Genomic DNA, 20,318 nt, shown 5'->3' with positions numbered 1-20,318 from the left:
CGGTTCAGACGCTGCCCCGGCTGTCACCCGCGGAGCGCCACGCACTGGCGGAGCAGCGGTTCCAGGTGCAGCTGGGTGCCCTCACGGTCGAACACCTGGAGGGCGTCGAGGCAGGTGACGATCCAGCGGGCCTCGTCCTCGTCCTCGATCCGGACCGCCACGGCGGTCACCGCACTCTCCAGATCGAACGAGCCGTCCTCGAACTCGTCGTCAAGGGCCCGGTACCCGGTCGCGACCAGCGGGTCCGCATACACACCGGTCGCCTCGACGAAGGCGCGTGCCTCAGCCCGGTCCGTGCGCAGGCCGGCCAGGTGGCGCAACACCTCATCGGGATCGCCCAGTTCAGTGTGCAGGCGGTGCGCTCGGCCGACCATGAGCGGCCAGCCACTGGTCAGCTCATGGAGGCGGTCCAGCCGGTCCTCCGTGTGGAACATCTCGACGCGCTGGGCCCAGCCGCGCAGGCTGCGGCGATCATGGCGGCGCAGCACGACAGGGGCCGCCGAGGTGGGTTCCGTGCCCGTCAGCAGAGTGCGCCACAGGGCCAGCTGGGTGGGGTCGGTGACCAGGACGGCCGCGCGGGTAACCCCTGGGGTGGTGGGCAGCAGCGTCTCGGCCAAGTCGACGGCTTCCCGGCAGGTCTCGGGCCGCACCGGGTAGCGGGCGAAGTCGCTGATGACGACGCGCCGTTCACGGGGACGTCCGCCCATGAGCTCCTGCTTGTAGACGCTGGGCTTGCCGACGGGCGGCAGCTTCCAGTCAGCGATGCGTCCGGCGACCGTACGCAGGGTGTCACCGACATCGGTGACACCGGTGGCGGAGGTGCCGAGGACGACCCTCGTCTGGTTGCATCGCTCGCCGAGAAGATCGTCCAGCTGGGTGATGGTGAGTGGAGCCGGCCGACCGTCGGGCAGCTCGGGACGGCCCTCCTGCACGATGCTCTCCTGGAGTTCGCAGTCCTGTTCGGCCCTGAGCAGGCGGGCGTCCACCTCGTGGGAGGTGCCGATCATGCGCAGGGCGTTCGGGCCGCGGAGATGCCAGCCCTGGCCGTCGTGATTGGGAGCGAGGATCCCGAGGCCCACCATCTCGGAAAGATAGGCGCGGAAGCCCTCGGTGTCGAGCTGTTCGAAGCCCTTGCGCCAGAACGTCTCGCACTCCTCGCGCAGTTCGGCGTCGCTCAGCCGTACCTCCAAGCCGTGGTGGCGGGCGTGGTACGCCAGCACGTTGGCAATCACGTCGTAGCGGTGGTCGAGGCTCAACGTGTCCTTGAAAGCGGCCGAGATACTGTCCCTGAGCCCGGCGTCCGACTCCACGATCTCGATGTCGGCGAGCTCCACCGGGTACGAGGGTCCCTCGGCTCCGCGTCGCACTCGCTTGCGGTGCATCAGTTCGACCAGCCGGTGACCGAACATCTGGAGCAGGAACGGCTGGTAGGAACAGTAGCCGAGCACCCGGTTCACGAGGTCCATGTCTTGGAACTCGAAGCCGAGTGCCCGCATCGGCTCGACCAGTAGTTCGGCGGCGAACTGGGGAGCGAGCGGGCCGATCACCTTTGGGGTCTGCGCGAGGTGGCCGAACGGCCCGTTGCTTGCGAGCTTGGAGAACCGCTGCACGGAGTGCAGCCCGGCGAAGACGACCTTGGCGCGGTCCTGCGTGTCGTCTCCGAGGCCCTTTAGCTTCTTCGTCTGGTTGAAGCGGGGCGCGTCCGCCTCGAAGAACTGGTCGCACTCGTCGAGCAGGATCAGCAGTCGGCGGCGTGAGTCTCCGTCGAGCCAGGCCCTGATGTTGGCGCGCACCCGTTCGGAGGTGTCCTTCTGCGACCTGCGGCCCTGAGGCCGGCCCAGTACCTGCGCCTCGGCCAGTTTCCTGTCCAGGACGCTCCAGAGCGCTTCCGGTCCCAGCGAACTGCCCTTGCCGATGTTCTCCTGGTCGAGGTTCACATACACCGCGTGGTGGTAGCCGGAGCGTTGCTCCCTGAACCGTTCCCCAGCGTCGGCGAGCAGTGCTGACTTGCCCAGGCCGCGGCCGCCGAAGATGACCTGTGTGCCGTGCCGGTCGATGATGCTCTTGCGTTCGGCGTCACGGCCGTAGAACATCTCCCCGCCGATCCGGCCGCGCTTCTCCCTGATGTACGGGTTGACGCCGGAGAACGGCAGCAGGGTCTGCGTGGCCGTGCTGACCTGCCGGTTGCCGCGGGCCGCGAGATAGGCGAGGGCGGCATCGTCCACGACCAGCAGCGGCTGCAAGCCACTGGAGCCTACGGCGAGTTCGACACGTGACTCGCGGCTGAGGGTGCCGAAGTAGGCAACGAGAAGACTCGCCCCGCTGGTGTCGGGCTCCGCTAGGCTCATGACGACCTTGGCGGGCGGACGGCCCCAGACCATCAGCACCCGCAGGGTGCCGCCCTGCTCTTTGATCTGCGAGCCGAAAGCGGGTGCCTTGGCCCTGCCGTTGATCTCCACCTCAGTCAGCTCGAACAAGCGGTGCTCGCGTCGGCGATGCGACCGCTCGTCCAGGGGCCTTGCACTCTTGGCGTCGTAGCCGAGCAGCTTGAGGGCCGGAAGCAGCTGCCGTTTTGCGGACACGAGGAGCCGGTCCTTCGGCTCAGTCGCGGCCAGCTCCCGCCACTCGTCGAGGGCGTCGGCCGCCAGTGCAGCCTCGTCGGTGGAGAGGGCGCCGTAGTCCAAAACCGGGAGCATCGAGTGCTTGCCGCCGGACCGGACGAGGTCGACGAGGCCGCGGTCGATGCCCCCCGGCAGGCCATCGGGCACGGCCGGGAAGAACTCGGTCAGGTGGGACTCGCCGGTCTCGATCTCCGGGACGGGTTCGCCGATCTCCAGGAAGTAGACGAGGTCGGCGGCGGTGGCCAGGCCACCGGTGTCCAGGTGCCGCAGGACCTGGGCGCGCTCGTCCGCGGTGAGGTCCAAGGCGTCAAGCCGGGCCCGGATCCGGTCGGCCGCCTGTTCCCGGAAGGCGGGCAGGTCGCTGCGTACGGTGTCGAGCGCCCGCCGTACGTCCATCAGGTCGTGGGTGTCGGTGCCATCGAGCCAGCCGCGGGCGTCGGCCAGCAGCTCTTGAAGGCGCAGGTCCTGGTCGTCCGTCACGGCGCCATCGGCCTGCGCGCGGTGCAACTCGGCGACAAGTCCGTCGTGTTCCCGGCGCAGCTCCGTGCGCCTAGCGGCCTCCAACTCCTCGATCTCGGCGAGTGCAGGCTGGGTGAACATCCCGGGCTGCGCGGCGGGCAGCATCCCTCGTTCGGCCAGCTCAACGATGGTACGGGCGGCCGCGAAGGCGTCGTGGGCGAGCCGCTCGGCGAAGGCGTCCTGCCAGCTCCGGTCGACCGCTGTGAGGAGCCGGTCGAACGACGGCTGCTCGTCACGGGTGTCGCACACCTTCAGCAATTCCACGTCCAGCAGGAATTCGGGGGCAATGGAACCGCCGGGGCGCGTGGTCACCGCGGTGTCACCGGCCAGAAGAGCGAACAGCTCCTCCATCGAGGCCCGTGCCGCCCATGCCGTCGCCGCGGCGAGGGCGCTCGAGCGCCGTGCGAGCTGCTCCAGTTCGCCCAGTACTGCCTCCCTGCCGTCCAGCAGGGACTGGCGCAGAGCCGAGATCTCCTTGACCGCCCGGTTGCCGTCGGACCGGTCGCCGCGACGGATGCCGTCGACCGCCAGGCACCATTCTTTCACCAGGCCGACGGCTCGCTCCACGAGATGCACCAGGTCCTGCCGCCCGGAGCCCTGGAGCGGTTTGCCGCTGGACGAGCGGTGCTTGCGGTCCATGCGGTCGATCTCGTTGTTGATCTCGTTCAGTTTCGACAGGCGTTCGGCCTGCTCCCGCGCCTGCGCTACCGCGTCGCGGTTATCGCGAACCACGGTCGTGAGCAGCGTTCCGAGCATCCCGTCGTCGGGGGCCAGCCATCGCTTGGCAATCTCCGTCGCCCGCGCGAATCGCAGCCTCGGCGGCGCGAGCAGGGCACGGCATTGCTCGCGCAGCTCCCTCAGCCGGGCCTCCGTCTCGGAGACGTCGGCGATGACGACGAGCGGGGAGGCGATCATCAATGCACCGCTGAGGGCACGGTCGGCCACGGCGGTCGCCGCCTCCCCGAGCCGGTACGGCAGCCGCGGCGCCAGCGCCTTGAGCTGAGCGCCCGCCAGGTGATCGCCGGTGATCAGCGCCGTCCGCAGCAGGGCGGGCAGCAGGAGGAGTTCGCTGCCCTCCGCGTCACGGCCCGCGTATCCGCCGTACTGCCGGAGCAGGTCCGTGGTCAGCCGGACGCCCTGGCTGTCACCGGCGGTGAGTTGCGCGGCGGCACCGGCCAGGCGGAGCACCGCCACCTGCGGCTCGGGCCAGCCGGCGGCCTTCGCCACATGGTGGGCGAGTCCGAAGCGCCGTTCCACGACGAGCTGCGCCAGAGCCCGCTCGGCGGCGGCCTCGTCTGTGTCCTCGCTCTCGTACGCGGACGTGGCCGGGCCGAGGTCCGCGGGCGTTTCCGGTGCTGGTGCATCCTCGCCGCGCGGTGCGGCGGAAGTGAGCGTGAGTGCGGGCGCCGAGTTCGACGCGGCCGGGGAGCCGGCGTCCGCGTCCGCGGGTCGTGCCGGGTCGCTATCGGCGGGTGTCGCGGCCTGTGCGTCGTCGGCGCGGACCGGTTCGGAGGCCGTCGTCCGGGCAGGTGCGGTGGCGTCCGGTTCAGCGAAGGAGTGGAGCGCGGACCCTTCTGCGTGGTGATCTGCGGTCTCCCCCGCCGGGCTGCCGTCTATCGGCTCGGCCGACTGTGCGGCACCGTCTTCCACGGTCGTTGTGCCGTCAGCGGGCAAGGTGATGCCCGCCGTGTCGTCGTCGGTGCCGTCCGCCTCGGCCTCGACGTGTCCGCGGTCGGCGCCCTGCGGCTGGGCCAACGTCAGCTCGGGGGCCATGACCACGGCCATGGCACAGGCGGGCAGCACCCGCACGACCTGCTCCTGCAGAGCCAGGATCTCGGTCGCAGCGTCCGCCTGCCGCCCGAGGCGGATGAGCCGCGCCAAGGCGCCGAGCGCAGCGCTCTCCTGCCGTTGCGTCTGTTCCCACGCCGGTGCGTCCAGCAGGCGGCGGGCCGCGCCTCGCACGGCTTCAGCAGCAGAGGCGGCGGGGCTGTCCGGACGGCATGCGACGTCCAGCAGTTCCCGCAGCGTCTCCCGTGCCTGGAGGTCACGTTCGTGTGCCGCGCGGTACGCCTGTGCAGCGCGCGTCATGTCCTCAAGGCGGCGGCGCACTCCCTCGATCCCTGCAGCACGGAACACAGCTTGGGCCCTGTCGAAGACAGCGCTCAGTGCGGACAGCGCGGCCAGGTCCTGATCCCTCGGAGGGCGGCCGTCCGCGACCGCACCGGTCACGCCCTCCGCGGCTCGCCGGGCCCCCGCAAAGGCCGACTCCAGCTGTTGGCAGGCGGCCTCCGGATCCGTCACCTTCTCGGTCCGGGCGTCTTCGAGCGCCGTCGCGGGCATGCCGTTCGAGGCAGCAAGCCCCGCTACGGCCTTCTCAGGTGCGGGGGCGTTCGTGGTCTGCTCGTCGGCGACGGCGCGCTCGTGCTTCCCATCGGCCACGGCTGGCGGGTCCTGGTCTTCCGATACGCCGGGCTCGAAGCCCGGGCTCGCCCCCACAACGGAGCGCGCCGCGTCACCGACAGTGGCAAGCCGCGCCGTCTCCTTCTCGTCAGCTGCCGCGAACCAGTCCTGGTCGGCCGCCCAGGCAAGGATGTAAGCGTCGGCGACGGAGGCGTTGCACCACGCGAACACCGCGGCCCGGACCAGCGTCGCACCCCACCGGGAAACCGGGTCGGGCACCGTCTCGCCGTCTTGCGAAAAGACGAACCTGCCCACCTGATTCATTACGGTGACCGTAAGGCCCCTGACGCCGCAGGTGCAGGTGTGCTGCCGTGACTCGCGGCGCAGCCTGGTTAGAACGTCCCGACACAGGGCACTGCCCGCCCGTCGAGGGGCTGCCATGCGGATTCCAAGGCTGCCGAGCAACTCCTGCCGGTCCTTGGGCTGCAGGGAGTTGAAGGCGAGTTCCACCATGCCGACCGTGAGGTCATTGAGGGCAGCGGCAGCAGGGTGTTCCAGGGCGTTGAGCGCGGCGGCCAGGGCTTCGAGGCCCTCGACCGAGACGTCCGGCGGGGACGACGGCGGCCCCGTCACCACGCGGTAGCGATCCTGCATGTACACGTACTCCGTTCCTGTGGCTGGTTCTGCGAGATCGGCTCACTCCACGCCGAGGAGCCTTGAAGAGAGGTGAGGAAAGACGTGAGACAAGGGCCGAAGAGGTGGATGCGCGAGCGGCAAACGGCTCAGCGGCCGCGCGTGTGCTCGGTGACGAACGTGTACCCGTCGGGCAGTTCCCAGCCGTCCGCTTTGCCGAGCCTGCGGCAATGCTCCCGAAAGGCCGCTCGCTGAGCTTCGCTGGGCGAGCAACCCGGCCGCAGACGGCGCAGATGGCCGGGGACGAACTGGACGCCGCGCAGCCCACCGCCGCCCGGTTCTGTGCCGCCCCATGGGCGTATCACCCGCCGTTGAGCAGGACGGTAGCCGATGAGGGGGATGGTCGGCTCCCCGGCGCGTGCCGGGAAGTGCGGCTGGCCCCAGGGGTCGCGGCTACCGAAGGCCGGCTCCAGCAGCCGTTCGGCGAGCAGTTCCGCGACGGCCGATTCCAGGGCTGCTGCCTGCGACCGTGCCGGCCTGCGTCCGTAGACCGCACTCGGCACGACCGAACGGTCCAGGAGAGCGTGGCCGTCCAGGGTGAGCAACCCGCTACGGCGCACCGTGCGCATCACCAGTTGCCGGGGGCCGAGCCCGACTGCCGTGTCACCGTGGCGGTCACTGCCCGGAGCGTCCTCCCTCGTGAGAACACGGGGATCGAAGCAGTTCCCGATCACACGATCGCCGACCTGCACCGGTTCCTGGAGCCGAATCGTGGCCGCGCGAACCACCAGGCCGCCGCGGGGCCACCGCAGCTCAAGCATCAGTCCGGGGAAGAAGTCGCAGGGCCAGGCGACTCCGGTCAGCCGACCGGTGCCGTCACCGAGTTCGGCGGCGACGTCCTGAACCATCTCGCGCCCATCCAACGCCGGGCCCGAGTGGTCAAGTTCCAGGCGTGCTGTGCAGCGTCGGCCGTACAGCCCGCGAAGTTCCCGCGCGACCTCCGAGTGCAGAGGAAGCCAGCCATTGATGAGATGGGCCAGCCGCAGGGGCAACCGCCAAACGATCTGCTGAGCGTCGGTCCGCAGGAGCTCGCTGGGGCCGAGGGCGGCATCATCGGCGAGGGGCAGGTCGACCGGATCCACATCCGCTTCCGGCTCCCGCTGCGGTTCTGCGTCCGGCTCTGGTTCTGGCTCCGGTGGCGCACAGGTCGTGGACTTCCAACCGCGTCCGGCCGGGACCAAGGGCTCTCTGAGGGTTTCCGCGTCCCCGGGATGATGCGACCGCCATACGCCTCCGCCCTCGAAGGCGTCGTCGAGCGTGATCCGGGAACCGTTCTCGAACAGGCCATGATCGCTGTCACGTTGGACGACATCGGCGAGCGCCACATTCGCGCGGCACACCGCTGTGGCGTACCCCACTCCCCTTAGCAGTTCGGTTGCCCCGGGAAACCCGCGAAGCCGCGGTCCGACCGCTGTGTACACACTGACCGGAGTGGTGAGGCCATAGCGCCGCCTCGCCGGGGTGGCCGCGTGTTCCACCGCTGCCGCGAGGGACCTCAGGTCATCGCCGCCCAACGGTCCGGTGTCGCGCCAGCAGTCCGCGAGCGAGGTCCGGGCCATGGCGTAGTGACGCCATGTGCGCAGCGCATCGCTGGAGTTGAGGACCCCCCGCACCGTGTCGAGGAGACCGAGTAGACCCGTCCGCAGATCGTCGTCGCGTGTGCCGCCCACCAATTCGGCGAGGGAAACGGGAACAAAGGGACTGAGCAACTGCTCCCGGGCCGTTGTCATAAGGTAATCCGCATAGGCCGTCAGGTCGTCGCTCCGGGCCGCATCCCGAGACGGATAGGAGACGTCGACGACGACATGGCCGTCGCTGTTGATCCAGCGCTGGCGTGTGCGTAAGCGGTGGAGCTGGGCCGGTGACAGGCTCAGGCCCGGTCCGAAGGCGTGGAAATCCGGGACCAGGAGCTCCCTTCGCCGGGGAGCGGCGCTGCTCCCCGGCCTGCCCGGCCCCTCAGCGCCGGCAGGAGCCCCCGACACCCAGGCCGGTACGTCACCGAGGACGCCCACCTCCGGGTGTGCGCCCTCCCGGTAGACGATCTCGGCGTAGAGCGGGTCCGACCCGGTGGCGACGCACACCATCGCACCGACCGGGAGCACAGGAGCGCACTCACCGAAGATGATCACGGGGAAGTCGTCGAGACGCAGCGGGCTGCCGCCATAGCCGTCGCCGCCGAGTTCGTAACCGAAATACACGGCGTTGAATGCGACGGTGGTGTGCACCGGCGCCCGGCGGACCGAGACAACCGCTTCGAGATAGCGCAGTAGCCGATCCCGTTCCGGTTCGGGTACGGCGTCGTAGCCCCTTGTCATGACAGAGGTCAGGAGGGCCCGGTCGCCATACGGGTCAGGCACCTCCGAACCGTCGCGACGCATCAATGACGCCTGCGGCTCCCGACGCTCGCCGACCGCTGCCGATACATAAGGGTCCCCACCCATGACACCTCCGCCGCACTAGAGGCCGCCCCCGCCCCACGTGCGGTAATTCCCGCAGACTATGCCTAGGCGCGGCATTCCGGCAGTACTTCGTCACTTCACGATTGGTTGGCAGCGGCTGACGCTCAATGCACTCCACGTGCGCACCACATCGCGCTCACACTGGAGAGTACGGCGATCCCGTTGACACCGTCAACGGGTCAACACAGAAGACATCACCGACCGTGTGCCCAGCTCATTCGCACGCAGGTCGCTCCGAGCCCACCACTCGGACCAACAACCGTCGGGAAGTCGGACTGTGTGCATCCGGCTCGGGGCGCCCTGGTCACAGGTGATCAGCAAGTGCGGCGAGGACAACAGGCCGTTGGGTCCGTCCGGCACGCACGGGCACAGGCTGGGACCGGATGCTGGGCCCACTCATCAGCCGGAATAGCAGCGCCCCTCGGCCGAAGACAGCGCGTCAGGGGAAAGAGGGCGCGGCCGGGGTGCCATGCATGCGTGCGACGAACTCGTCGGCCTGCGCTGCCCAGCCGATTCCGGCAACCGCAATCGGAGAAGCGATCGCGTCAGAGCATGACAGCCCCCCACCCGGGGGTGGCCGTCTGACCCTGAGGATCTTCGATGCAGGACAGGGCCGGCACCGACGCCGGAACGCTGCCACGCAGCTCGGCCGGCACGGGATCGCTCGCGGACGAGCCGTGCGGCCGCACCCCGCCGCTCTTGCCGAAAGCCCAGCGGCGCCGCATCCGTTCCACTTCGATGCCCTCAAGGGCCGCCGCCGACTGGCAGTAGGCGTGCAGAACCACCGCGATGAAGAACAGATCCCCCTTGTGCTTTCCGCGCACCATATCCCTGATGACACCCGGAGCGGTTAAGCAGGCCAACTGCGTGCTGACGCAAGCCCGCAGTGGACCGCTCGCCGACAGCTTGCCCTGAGCCGGTCCCACGCGTCACCGATGGCCAGCCCGAGCATCAGTCCTCGCACCCGTGATTCCGTCCGGAGGGCCTTGCTCCGCTGGACCTGTGCGTCAGCCAAGTCAGCCTGCCTTCTCCCCCCGGCCCTACAACCCCTCGTTCCCCGGATCGGGTTCATCGTCCGGAACGGTCTGCCCGGCCCCCAGTACGTCGGCGGTCGGCTCCTGCATACGGATCACGATAGCCGGGCGGCGGGTACCGGCTGCTCGACGGGCGCAGGGTTCTCGCGCCGTGGCGCCCCGTCCCGCCTCGTGTCCGTCCCGTCGTCCTACAATCCCGCCCTCGCCAGCAGCACCGGCAGCGCCTCGGGTTTCACCTTCTGCACCGACCTCACCTGGCCGAGCCCCAGTTCGTCCCGGCCGACCGGGCTGCCGCACAAGGCGTCCGTCGCCTCCGGCAGCAGGGTCACCTCGACCCGGTACGAGAACTCCGGGTCCTCGGGATCCTCGTACGGCTCCTTGTCGATCTCGGCCAGCGCCGCCACGGCCGACTCCGGCTGGCTGAAGAAGAACCACAGGCGGTCCCCCGGGTTCATACGGTTGCGCCGGCTGAGCCAGAGATCGAGTTCGGGTTCTTCGTGGGCGAGGCGGCGGATGGTCTCCTTGGTGGAGGGTTCCCCGTCCAGCGTGTCCCTGTTCGGGTTGAGGATGTAGATCCAGTCCGCCATGGCTTCCCCCGATCACCTGCGTCGCCGCGCTCCGCGAGTACGGAGCTGGAGCTGCACCTTCCGGTCCATGGTGTCAGCCGACAGAGCCGTCCGCAGACGAACCACCAACAACAGGCAGCGGACTCAAGGTCGTCCGGCATCATGGCGGCATGACAGGTGGGGTGGATGTGAGCACCGCAGCGGGCCAGTTCGATCGGACTGCCGTCGCGGAAACGGAGTCGGCCGCCGGGGAGGAACGCAAGCGGGTGCTCTCCCTCTTCCCGTTGGAGGGGTGGAAGACGCTGCCGCTCGAGCGCTATGCCCTCGGCCAGCCCGCGCCCGCCGGGTCGGAACCGACGTACTGCCGGCTGCTCGAGTTCCTCACTCCGAACCTGGGCAGCATCAAGGGCGGCAGCGCCGCGAAGCACATCATGTACCGCCACAACTCGGGCGAGTGGCGCCTTGCGGCCCCGCTGCGCAAGGCGGATCCGCGAGACGCGTGGGAGGAGCTTCGGGGTCAGTTCGTCGCAGCGTTCGACGCGGTCGCCGCCGGGGACTTCGAGGCCGTGGACGAACTGTCCGCGCTGCGGTTCGGTCCGGCCCTGGTGACCAAGTCACTGGCCGTCTACTTCCCCGAACACTTCCTGCCGGTCTACTCCGCCGAACACCTGCGGCAGTTCCTCATCCGGCTCGGCGGGACGACGGATGCCGACTCGCCCGCCTGGCGCAGCAACCGCAGGCTCCTCGAACTCGTCCGGTCGAGGCCGGAGTTCGAGGGCTGGAGCGGGCTCGAAGTGATGACCTTTCTCTACCGGGAATTCGACCCGCGTCCCCAGCAACGCACGATCTGGAAGATCGCTCCCGGCGAGCGCGGGCGGCTCTGGGGCGAGTGCCGCGACGGCGGCTTCATCTGCGTGGGCTGGGACGAACTGGGTGACCTGGGCCAGTACCAGAGCGACACAGAACTCAAGGAGGCCCTTGACAGGGGCTATCCCGGCGGTAGCGGCGGCAGTCTGACCACCGCCCGCAGGCTCCTCGCCTTCCGGGACCTGGAGCCCGGCGACCGGATCGTGGCAAACCGCGGGATCGACGAGGTCCTGGCCACCGGCACCGTCGCCGGAAGCTACCAGTTCGTTCCGGACCGGCCGGAGTACCAGCACATCGTCCCGGTGACGTGGGACCTTTCCCACGCACAGAAACTGTCAAAGCCCCAGCGCGGCTGGCGGTCCACCTTCGCCAGGGTCGACCCGACCACGTTCGCCAAGTTCACCGCGCAGCGGTCCGACTCCGCTCCGGGCGCCGGTGTGGAGTCGGAAAGTAGGCCCGTCGCCCTGCCCGAAGACATTCAGGCAGTCCTGGACGCCGTCGAACGCAAGGGACAGGTCATCCTGCACGGACCGCCCGGCACCGGCAAGACACGGCTCGCCCTGGGCGCCGCCCTCGCCCTGGCCGGCCGCGTCGACGTGCTCGACGGTTCGGAACCGGAGCGACGTACGGAGGCGCAGGCCGAGGTGCTGAGCAGTGACCAGGTCCGGCTGGTCACGTTCCACCCGTCTTACGGATACGAGGACTTCGTCGAAGGATTCAAGCCAGACCTCGACGCCAAGGGGTCCGGGCTCACCCTCGCGCTCGCGGACGGCCTGTTCCACACGTTCTGCAGCCGCGCCGCCGGCCATCCCGACCAGACCTTCCTCCTGATCATCGACGAGATCAACCGAGGCGACCTGCCGAGGATCTTCGGTGAGCTGATCACACTCCTCGAACTCGACAAAAGGAACCTGCCTGTGGACCTGCCGGTCAGCAAGCGCAGCTTCTCCGTGCCGCCGAACGTCCGGATCATCGGCACGATGAACACGGCCGACCGGAGCATCAGCCACCTGGACGCCGCGGTGCGCCGCCGCTTCGCCTTCCTGCCCGTGGGTCCCGACCCGGACGCCGTGTCGGGAACGGTCGGCCCCCTCGACCTGGCGGCCTTCTTGGAGTCCCTCAACAGCCGTATCGCCCACCACCTCGACACGGATCACCAGATCGGGCACGCCTACCTGATGCGCGACGGAGAGCCGATCGCCACCGAGGAGGACCTGGCCGCCGCCTTCCACCACGAGGTGGTGCCGCTCCTGGAGGACTACTGCCTCGGCCGGGCCGACCTGCTGCACCGCATCCTCGGCGGCCTGGTCGACCCGGACACCGGGCGGCCCGTACTCATGTCCCCTCAGGACCTCCCAGACGCGCTGGCCACCGAATTCACCAGTGACGCGACGGGCCCTGATGCCTGACCGGCGTCCCGAGGTCCGGCTCGGCGAGTACGAGTCCGCCGAGCTGGGCCCTGACCAGCTCACCGCCCGGGATCTCGACCGGCTGAACGCCCTGCAGGCACGCGGCTGCCTGACTCTGATCACGGCCCGCGCAGGGTGGAGGCTCAAGGCCGAGGCCACCGTAGGCGTACTCGCCCTGGACCGGGTCCGGCTGGTCATAGAACCGAAGTTCGCCATTCCGGGCGAACAGCTCATGACCTGGCTCGCCTACGCGCTCCACACCCCTGTCCCGACGGCGGCCAGGCGCTGGTCCACCGCCCCTGACGGCTACGCCGACCTCGTGGCCGCCGCGCTGCTGGAGGAGTGCGAGAAGCTCCTGCGGGAGGGGTTGCGCCGGGACTACGTCCGCCATCAGAGCCTCGAGCCGGTGCTGCGCGGACGCCTGGACGTCGCCGCGCAGGCCACCCGCCGCTTCGGGCAACTGGACCAGCTGCATGTCCGTACTTTCGACAGGGAGGCGGACATCTGGGACAACCGCGTCCTCGGAACGGCCCTGAAAGCCGCTCTCGGCCTGACGACCGACTCCCGGCTGGCCCGCAGCCTGCACGGCGTCGCCGACGCGTTCCCGGATTCCGGCACGCCCGCCACCGCGTTGCGCGCCCTCCAGCGCACCCAGTACACACGCCTCAACGCCCGCTACCGTCCCGCTCACACGTGGGCCCGGCTGCTGTTGCGCGGCGGAGGTGTGAGCGACCTGCTGACCGACCACGGCACCACGGCGGGCGGCCTCCTGCTGGCCATGCCCGCGCTCTGGGAAGCCGTCGTCCGGCGGCTCGCCACCGATGCGGCCACCCCGCACGGAGGCCGTCCCGTCCCCAGCAACGGAGGCACCGGCATCACCGTCCGCGGCGACCTCGGCAGTACCTCGACGTTCCGCCCGGACCTTCTGCTCAACCTGCCCCACCCCGGTATGGACCATCACACCCTGCTGCCCATAGACGCCAAGTACAAGCGCTACGACCGCCACGGCGTGAGCGCGGGCGACATCCACCAGCTCCTGACCTACAGCGCCGGCTACACACCCGCCGAAGCCCCGAGCGCAGTCATCGTCCATCCTCAGCCGGGCGGATACGCCCGACGCACGCTGCGGATCGGGAGCCCTCAGCGCGGTCTTGGCGTCATCCACGTACTCGGCATCGACACACACGCCCCACCGGAGCAGGCGAGCGCATGGATGCGGACGCCATACAACGCCGCCCAACAACCCCCTTGTCGTCCCGCCCGGTAGTTTGGCATTAAAGTGTCTCCGCCGATGAGGGGGGAGCTTCGTCGAACCGCTGTGCCGTGTCACCCGGGCGGAAGGCGGACCGGCGCCAATGCACGGACCTCCCGGAGTCGGTCGAGCGCTGGGCCAATCGGTGGCCACGAATGGGCGCAGAGCATCAGGGGGGTACATGACTCATCTGTCCGGTCTCCGCGAACGGACTACTTCTCGCAGGCGGCCGTTCATGGTGACGGGAGGCGAACCATGCCGGTGAACCCGCCCGAAACCCCCCGTCCGTCCCAACCTTCCGAGCCCCCCGAACAGATAGGTCCCTACCGGCTGATCCGGCGTCTCGGATCCGGCGGCATGGGCACGGTCTACTACGCAACCGACCCCGCAGGAGGGGAGCCGCTCGCCGTCAAGGTGCTGCACCAGAGCTTCGCTGCCGACCCCGCCCACCGGGCCCGCTTCCGGCGCGAGACCACGACGCTTCGCAAGGTCACAGGCCCGTACCTCGTCCCTCTGATCGCTGCCGACCCCGATGCACCTCTGCCTTGGCTGGCGACGGCCTACGTGCACGGAGACACCCTGCACGAGCATGTCCAGACCCACGGGGCGATGACACCCGGCAACCTGCTGACTTTCGCAGCGGCTGTCGCCCACGCACTGGCCTGCATCCACGATGCCGGGGTCGCCCACCGCGACCTGAAGCCGACGAACGTGCTCCTGTCCGCCGATGGACCACGCGTCGTGGACTTCGGCATCGCCCACCACTTGGACGCCACCGCGATCACCGAGACATCTGTGACGACCGGCACTCCGGGATGGATGGCGCCGGAGCAACTCACCGACGGCCTCACCCTTCCGGCCTGTGACATCTTCGCCTGGGGGCTGCTCGTCGCCTACGCCTCGGCCGGCTCTCATCCGTTCGGTACGCCTACGGGTATCACGCACCGCATCATCAGCGCAGCGCCCTCTCTCAGGGGTGTGCCCGACACACTGCTGCCCCTCGTCCGAGAGGCCCTGGACAAGGAACCCGAGCGTCGGCCGAGCGCAGCGGAGATCGCCGAGCGGACGGCCTCCGCCTACGGGCCGTCGGGCACCCTCGTGTTCCCGACCTTGGCGTACACCCGATCCTCCGGCCGAAGTGGGCAACAAGGAGACTCGCCCGCCGCCGACACCGGCGTCACGGTTCCGCCGGCGCGTGCCCGCTGGGATGTACCGCTGCCCGTCGAACAGCCGGGCGAAGCACAGCCCGGAACAGCCCAGATTCCCTCCGGCTCGCCGGCGGCCGTTGAACCCACGCCGCCGAAGGCCGGCACCCGGCAGGTCTCATCGGCGCCCACGCAGACGGCCCCGCCGCCTCGGCCGACGGCTCCCTCACCGCAGGCTCCCTCCTCGCCCACATCCCCGGGATCGGACGGCCCTCCCGCAGGGCGGCCACTCAGACCCGCTGAACGCCGACGCCACCCGCGACGCCGCGCCCTGTATGCCCTGGCCGCCGCCGTGGTCGTGGGCTCTGCTGCGGGGGGCGTCGCTGCCGCCATGGCTGGAAGCAGTTCCACCCACCGGCACCAGGCCGCGGGCCCCGTCAAGGAGTCGAAGCCCGCGGCGTCGAACTCGCCTACGCCCAGCGCAACTCCGGCCGTGGACAGCACACCGGACGCACTGGAAACCACCTCACCGGCGCCACAACCGCTGTCCGTGTTCGGCGGCCTCCGTGTCACCGTCCCTTCGGATTTCGAGCAGGCAGCTCAGCCCAGCGATGACAACCAGCAGGTGGACGGGGAGCAGGATTCCACCACCGCCACGGCGGAAGCCGACTTCTCCCTGGTCGATCACCCGGACTCCGGCATACGCATCGTGTACTCCCCGACGCTGACCGTTGACCAGATCCGTGACGGCCAGCGCGACGCCGGCGCGATGTGGTCCGTCGAGGACGCCAACGGCAATACCACGGACGAGTCGGTGATCGCCGTACACGACGGTCCGTTGACCGGCATCGGCGGCAAGAGGGCCATCAGCTGGGTCATGACCACGGACGTTCTTCCCGACTACGACGGCGCCCGGAAGAACACCTACCGCGTGTGGTGGCTGCCCTACAGCAAGTACCTCCTCTATACCTACGGCAAGCAGGACAAAGCCGCCGACACGGCAGTGGACGAGCTGATCAGGGCCGTCACCTTCGAGCGCACCAAGATGCCTCGAGACTGCGCGGACGCCGTCGTGGCTCTGGACAAAACGGCCGCGAGCGGCGACACCGCGGACGACCACGGGGCCCTGGGCAACTGCCTGGACGCCGCCGTGAACGGTGCAGACCAACTGGACCCGGGAACGGTCAGCACCAAGGGGGAGGCCGCCTGTGTGGCCCTGGCCGAGTCGTACAGGATGAATGGACCCGACCTCAGCTACGACGGGGCCAAGGCCTACGAAGAACTGCGGCCGTGGTGCGACCTTCCCGGAGCCGTCAACCATCCCCGGTTGCCCGACTGGACGTCTTGACCGTCGGGCTGTCCCCCCAAGCCGCCGCTACGTCTCAACTCGTCCGATTCGGGCCTTCTCCGCCCTTCATCCAGGCAATGACGTCGAAGACTCTCAGAATGCCGATGTCCTCACCGATGCCCGCGTTGCTACGGAGGTGAATCAACCGGTCGCGGAAGGCGCCACCATCTGCTCGCAGAGCGACTGCCAATGCGGCCCAGAAGGAGTGGTCCACCTTCGGCCGTTCGAACAGATGCTTGACGCGGATGTCATAGATCGGAATCAGGTGGGGGCGCTTGCGGGCCAGCAACTTGCCGGCGATGACCGGCCCGCTGCCGTCCGGTTTGTTCGGGTACTTGTTGCCGTCTGCCAGTCGTTCCCACAGTTCCCACGCCGGTCCCCCAGGGGCGATCAGCTTGTCGCTGGCGGGATCCTCCAAGCGCGCGTCGCGAGGAATCTGCGTCAGCAGACGCGAGAAGTGCCCGTCTCGATCCGCCAGGAGGGTGAGGGCGCCATGGGCGTCCAGAGAAACGCTGAGCGTGGTGATGGCCACCACGTCGGTGCTGTCGAACCGGTTGGCGACATGTTCGGCATCCCCACCTCCGCCCAGCCGCTCGAAGTGCGCGCCCGAATAGAACAGATCACCCCGCGAACGGCGACGGGTGAAGTACTCCACGAGCAGGCTGACGGCCCCCTCGTCGTCCCAGTAGATCTCCGGGATCTTCAAGCCGGTCACTGTCCCCCCAGCGGTCGCACCGATGTGCCTGCCGCGCGGTACGTTCGTGCGTCTCCTCAACGCCCTGGGGCCAGTCGGAGGAGCGCCCCGGCCGTCCGCCCATGCGTGAAGGACCCGACCGGCCCATTGTCGGTGGGTGGCCCTACCGTAGTCGGTGGATCTGTGCGCGGGGAGGGGCCAGCCATGCCGGCTGAAGAAAGCAGGGAGTACCCGGAGTTCTATCTGCGTCTGCCCAACGGCGGACCCGTGGCCCAGGGGCGGCCGGCGGATGAACTGGGGACGAATGGAAGCCGGAAGTTCGTTGTTCCCGCGGGCCAACCCGTGCGACCGGAGGTCGTGCCGTCGTTCCCCACCCGCGTGGCCGGTGCCCACATGGAGCGCGAGGAGCTGATCCGGCAGGGACGGATCAAGCCGTCCGAAAGGTGGCCCGGCTGGCTGGAGACAGCCGAAACGATCACCTTCGACTCCTCTTCCAGAGCCGCAGCGGTGTTGAAAGGCCATAGTGCCAACGGTTGGCTCAATTGGAAGACGAAGGACGGTCGTCCCCTTGGCGACTTCATGCCGGGTATGTGGCCGGGTCCCAACCGCCCCTGGCTGGTTCGCGGGTCGAACGTGAGTGGACTGGACCTGGTGCAGCGGATGTGGTTGCCGGAGGGACGCGTCACGCTCGCCGCCTCCCGGCTGCGCCAGGGTGTGGGGCAGGGCATCAGCAAGGATCAGCTTCGCCTCCTGGTCCAGGAGGACTACGAGTCCACCGCCACCTACAGCCAGAAGCAGCAACTGGTGGAGGAACTGCACGCGTTCCTGTCTCGGATGAAACCGGGTGACACGGTCTGCACCATCTCCGGCGGCCATCTGTACGTGGGCGAGATCACCGGTGGAGCGGAACAGAGCGAGTCCGAGGGTGCGCGGTCCAACCTGCACCGCCCCGTGGAGTGGCAGCCGGACGGCTATCCGTACGACGAACTGCCGGAGGAACTGCAGCAGAAGCTGTCCATCCAGCACGACGTGGTCGACCTTTCCTCCGTCCAGGCTCTGGTCGACGGGCTTGGCCTCAGCGATCAGGAACTGGCGGAGGAAGCCCAGGCCATGGAGCGGGACCCGACCGTGGAGATCCCGGTCATTGCCGTGCGCCGTGAGCTCGAACTGCCCGAGCCGACGGACGGGCTCGCCGCGGACCTTCTGGTGCACGACGTGAGTTGGCTGCACGAAGTACGCGATCTGCTGTGGGACGAGCGCCAGCTGGTGTTCTACGGGCCCCCGGGAACGGGCAAGACATATCTGGCGCTGAAGCTCGCGGAGTTCCTCGGCGGCGGTCCCGAGCAGGTGAAACTCGTGCAGTTCCACCCGTCGTACGCGTACGAGGACTTCTTCGAAGGCTTTCGACCGCGGGAGGACCCGCAGACCCGCGAAGTCGCCTTCCGGCTCACCGCCGGGCCGCTGCGCGAACTCGCCGACCTCGCCTCCCGCGAGGGCAGCCGGCACATCCCGCACTTCCTGATCATCGATGAGATCAACCGCGCCAACCTGGCGAAGGTCTTCGGCGAGCTGTACTTCCTGCTGGAGTACCGGAACAAGTCGGTGCGGCTGACCTACTCCGGTGACGACTTCGCGCTGCCGCCGAACCTGTTCGTGATCGGCACCATGAACACAGCGGACCGGTCCATCGCGCTCGTGGACGCGGCGATGCGCCGCCGTTTCGCGTTCGTCGAGCTGTCGCCCCGTACGGAGCCGACGAGCGGGTTGCTGCGCCGCTGGCTGGTGAAGGAGGGCAAGGACACCGAACCCGCTGATCTGCTAGACGCGCTCAACTCCCGTATCGACGACCCGGACTTCCGCATAGGCCCCTCGTACCTGATGAAGAAGGGGGTCTATCGGGCGGGCGGCCTCGAGCGGACCTGGCGGACGAAGATCCTGCCGCTGCTGGAGGAGCACCACTACGGGGAAGGCGTGGACATCGAGAAGCGCTACGGACTGGCCGCGCTGCGGGAGTCCCTGGCGTGACGGGCGTCGTCGCAGTCGAGGGGCCCGCGTCGTCCGTCGAGCTCGTCGAGCACGCGCCGGCGGTCAGCCTCGCCCTGCCGGACGGCATCGGCCGGGCCCTGGCCGCCGGGGACATCGTGGATGCGGCACCCGATCCCTATACGCCGGGCCGCTGGTCGTTGCGCGCCGGCAGCAAGGTCGGCGCGGTGGCGGTCGCGGTTCCGGGCGGCGGGGAGCCGGTCATCGTGCGCGTCAGGCCGAAGGTGCCCATCGCCCGGCTCTTCTTCCTGCTCGGCTACAGCCTCGACCCCAAGGGCGCATGGCGGGACGGTGACGTCGAGGTGGCCGAGCACCGCGATCTGCTGCCCGCCCTCGCGCACGCCGTGGAGCGGCAGGTGGACCGGGCCCTGCGACAGGGCCTGTTGCATGGGTACCGGGCGACTGAGGAGACCGCCCTCGTCGTGCGCGGCCGGATCCGGGAGGCCGAGCAGATCCGACGGCGGTTCGGTGCGACGCTGCCGGTGGAGGTGGCGTACGACGAATTCACCACCGACATCGCGGAGAACCGCATCCTGCGCACGGCCGTCGAACGCCTGCTGCGCCTGCCCGGCGTACCGCGCGACGTGCGCCGGAGACTGCTGCACCAGCGTGCCCGGCTCGCCGACGTCCCGGCGATCGTGCGCGGACAGCCGGTTCCCGAGTGGCGGCCGACGCGCCTCAACGCCCGGTACCACCATGCGCTCCGCCTCGCCCGAGCCGTGCTCGACGGCACCTCGGTCGAGCACGCGCCGGGCGGGCTGCGGATCGACGGGTTCCTGCTCGACATGAACAAGCTCTTCGAGGACTTCGTCACGGTCGCTCTGCGGGAGTCTTTTCGCGGCTCGAGGTTCTCCGCCCGGTTCCAGGACACGCACCACCTCGACGACGCCGCCGCGATCCGGATGAAGCCGGACTTCGTGCTGTACGGGCCGGACGGCACCCCGTGCGCGGTGGCGGACGCGAAGTACAAGGCGGAGAAGTGGGGCGGCTTCCCGGACGCCGACCTATACCAGATGCTGGCGTACTGCACCGCCCTGGGTCTGAACGAAGGACACCTGGTGTACGCCAAGGGCAACGCCTCGCACGCGGCCCACCGAGTGCGTCACGCGGGCATCGTGATCCACCAGCACGCCCTCGACCTCGACCAGGAGCCGGCGGGACTGCTCACGGATATCTCGGCGGTCGGCCGGCGCATGACCGGCCTGTGCCGCGACTGACCTGCGCGGACCACCCCGCGCGTATGATCGACTGCGCAGGGTCCGTTCAGG

10 protein-coding genes are annotated in these 20,318 nt (G+C 69.3%); 5 read left to right on the top strand and 5 right to left on the bottom strand.

Annotation, left to right across the window (positions count from 1 at the left end):
* Window positions 1–23 precede the first annotated feature (23 nt).
* From ACZ4SW_RS28195 to ACZ4SW_RS28180, 4 genes are all read right to left on the bottom strand, one after another.
* On the bottom strand, window positions 24–6,194 hold the full coding sequence (locus tag ACZ4SW_RS28195) for a hypothetical protein (protein ID WP_468251216.1): 6,171 nt from the start codon (window positions 6,192–6,194) through the stop codon (window positions 24–26).
* A 128-nt stretch (window positions 6,195–6,322) separates the two neighbouring features.
* Window positions 6,323–8,590: a hypothetical protein gene (locus ACZ4SW_RS28190; RefSeq protein ID WP_468251214.1), complete on the bottom strand. Its 2,268-nt coding sequence runs from the start codon at window positions 8,588–8,590 to the stop codon at window positions 6,323–6,325.
* 647 nt (window positions 8,591–9,237) lie between these two features.
* A complete protein-coding gene (locus tag ACZ4SW_RS28185; protein ID WP_468251212.1) occupies window positions 9,238–9,519 on the bottom strand; it encodes a hypothetical protein in 282 nt (93 codons plus the stop codon).
* 395 nt (window positions 9,520–9,914) lie between these two features.
* Window positions 9,915–10,313 (bottom strand): EVE domain-containing protein, encoded by a 399-nt coding sequence (locus ACZ4SW_RS28180; protein WP_468251210.1) that lies wholly within the window; start codon window positions 10,311–10,313, stop codon window positions 9,915–9,917.
* A gap of 167 nt (window positions 10,314–10,480) precedes the next feature.
* Here ACZ4SW_RS28180 and ACZ4SW_RS28175 point away from each other — a divergent pair, with 167 nt between their 5' ends.
* Genes ACZ4SW_RS28175 through ACZ4SW_RS28165 form a run of 3 tightly spaced genes read left to right on the top strand, consistent with a single transcriptional unit; the run spans window position 10,481 to window position 16,313 of the window.
* On the top strand, window positions 10,481–12,568 hold the full coding sequence (locus ACZ4SW_RS28175) for an AAA family ATPase (RefSeq protein WP_468251208.1): 2,088 nt from the start codon (window positions 10,481–10,483) through the stop codon (window positions 12,566–12,568).
* Window positions 12,561–13,835, top strand: a complete 1,275-nt coding sequence (locus tag ACZ4SW_RS28170) for an McrC family protein (protein WP_468251206.1) — start codon at window positions 12,561–12,563, stop codon at window positions 13,833–13,835. Before ACZ4SW_RS28175 ends, ACZ4SW_RS28170 begins: the two co-directional genes overlap by 8 nt.
* 24 nt (window positions 13,836–13,859) lie before the next feature.
* On the top strand, window positions 13,860–16,313 hold the full coding sequence (locus tag ACZ4SW_RS28165; RefSeq protein WP_468251204.1) for a serine/threonine-protein kinase: 2,454 nt from the start codon (window positions 13,860–13,862) through the stop codon (window positions 16,311–16,313).
* Window positions 16,314–16,347: 34 nt separating this feature from the next.
* Here ACZ4SW_RS28165 and ACZ4SW_RS28160 read toward each other — a convergent pair whose 3' ends face one another.
* Window positions 16,348–17,028 (bottom strand): DUF6308 family protein, encoded by a 681-nt coding sequence (locus ACZ4SW_RS28160; RefSeq protein WP_468251202.1) that lies wholly within the window; start codon window positions 17,026–17,028, stop codon window positions 16,348–16,350.
* Between the two features lie 183 nt (window positions 17,029–17,211).
* Here ACZ4SW_RS28160 and ACZ4SW_RS28155 point away from each other — a divergent pair, with 183 nt between their 5' ends.
* Together ACZ4SW_RS28155 and ACZ4SW_RS28150 are read left to right on the top strand one after the other, a co-directional pair.
* Window positions 17,212–19,032: a DUF4357 domain-containing protein gene (locus ACZ4SW_RS28155; protein WP_468251200.1), complete on the top strand. Its 1,821-nt coding sequence runs from the start codon at window positions 17,212–17,214 to the stop codon at window positions 19,030–19,032.
* Complete coding sequence (locus ACZ4SW_RS28150; RefSeq protein WP_468251198.1) at window positions 19,029–20,267, top strand: McrC family protein; 1,239 nt, start codon at window positions 19,029–19,031, stop codon at window positions 20,265–20,267. The genes ACZ4SW_RS28155 and ACZ4SW_RS28150 overlap by 4 nt, the downstream gene beginning before the upstream one ends.
* The last annotated feature ends 51 nt before the right edge of the window (window positions 20,268–20,318 follow it).

The sequence above is a fragment of the Streptomyces sp. NPDC028331 genome (assembly GCF_055565775.1).
The sequence above is the reverse complement of the archived record's forward strand: the minus strand, read 5'-3'. Positions and strand labels throughout refer to the sequence as shown.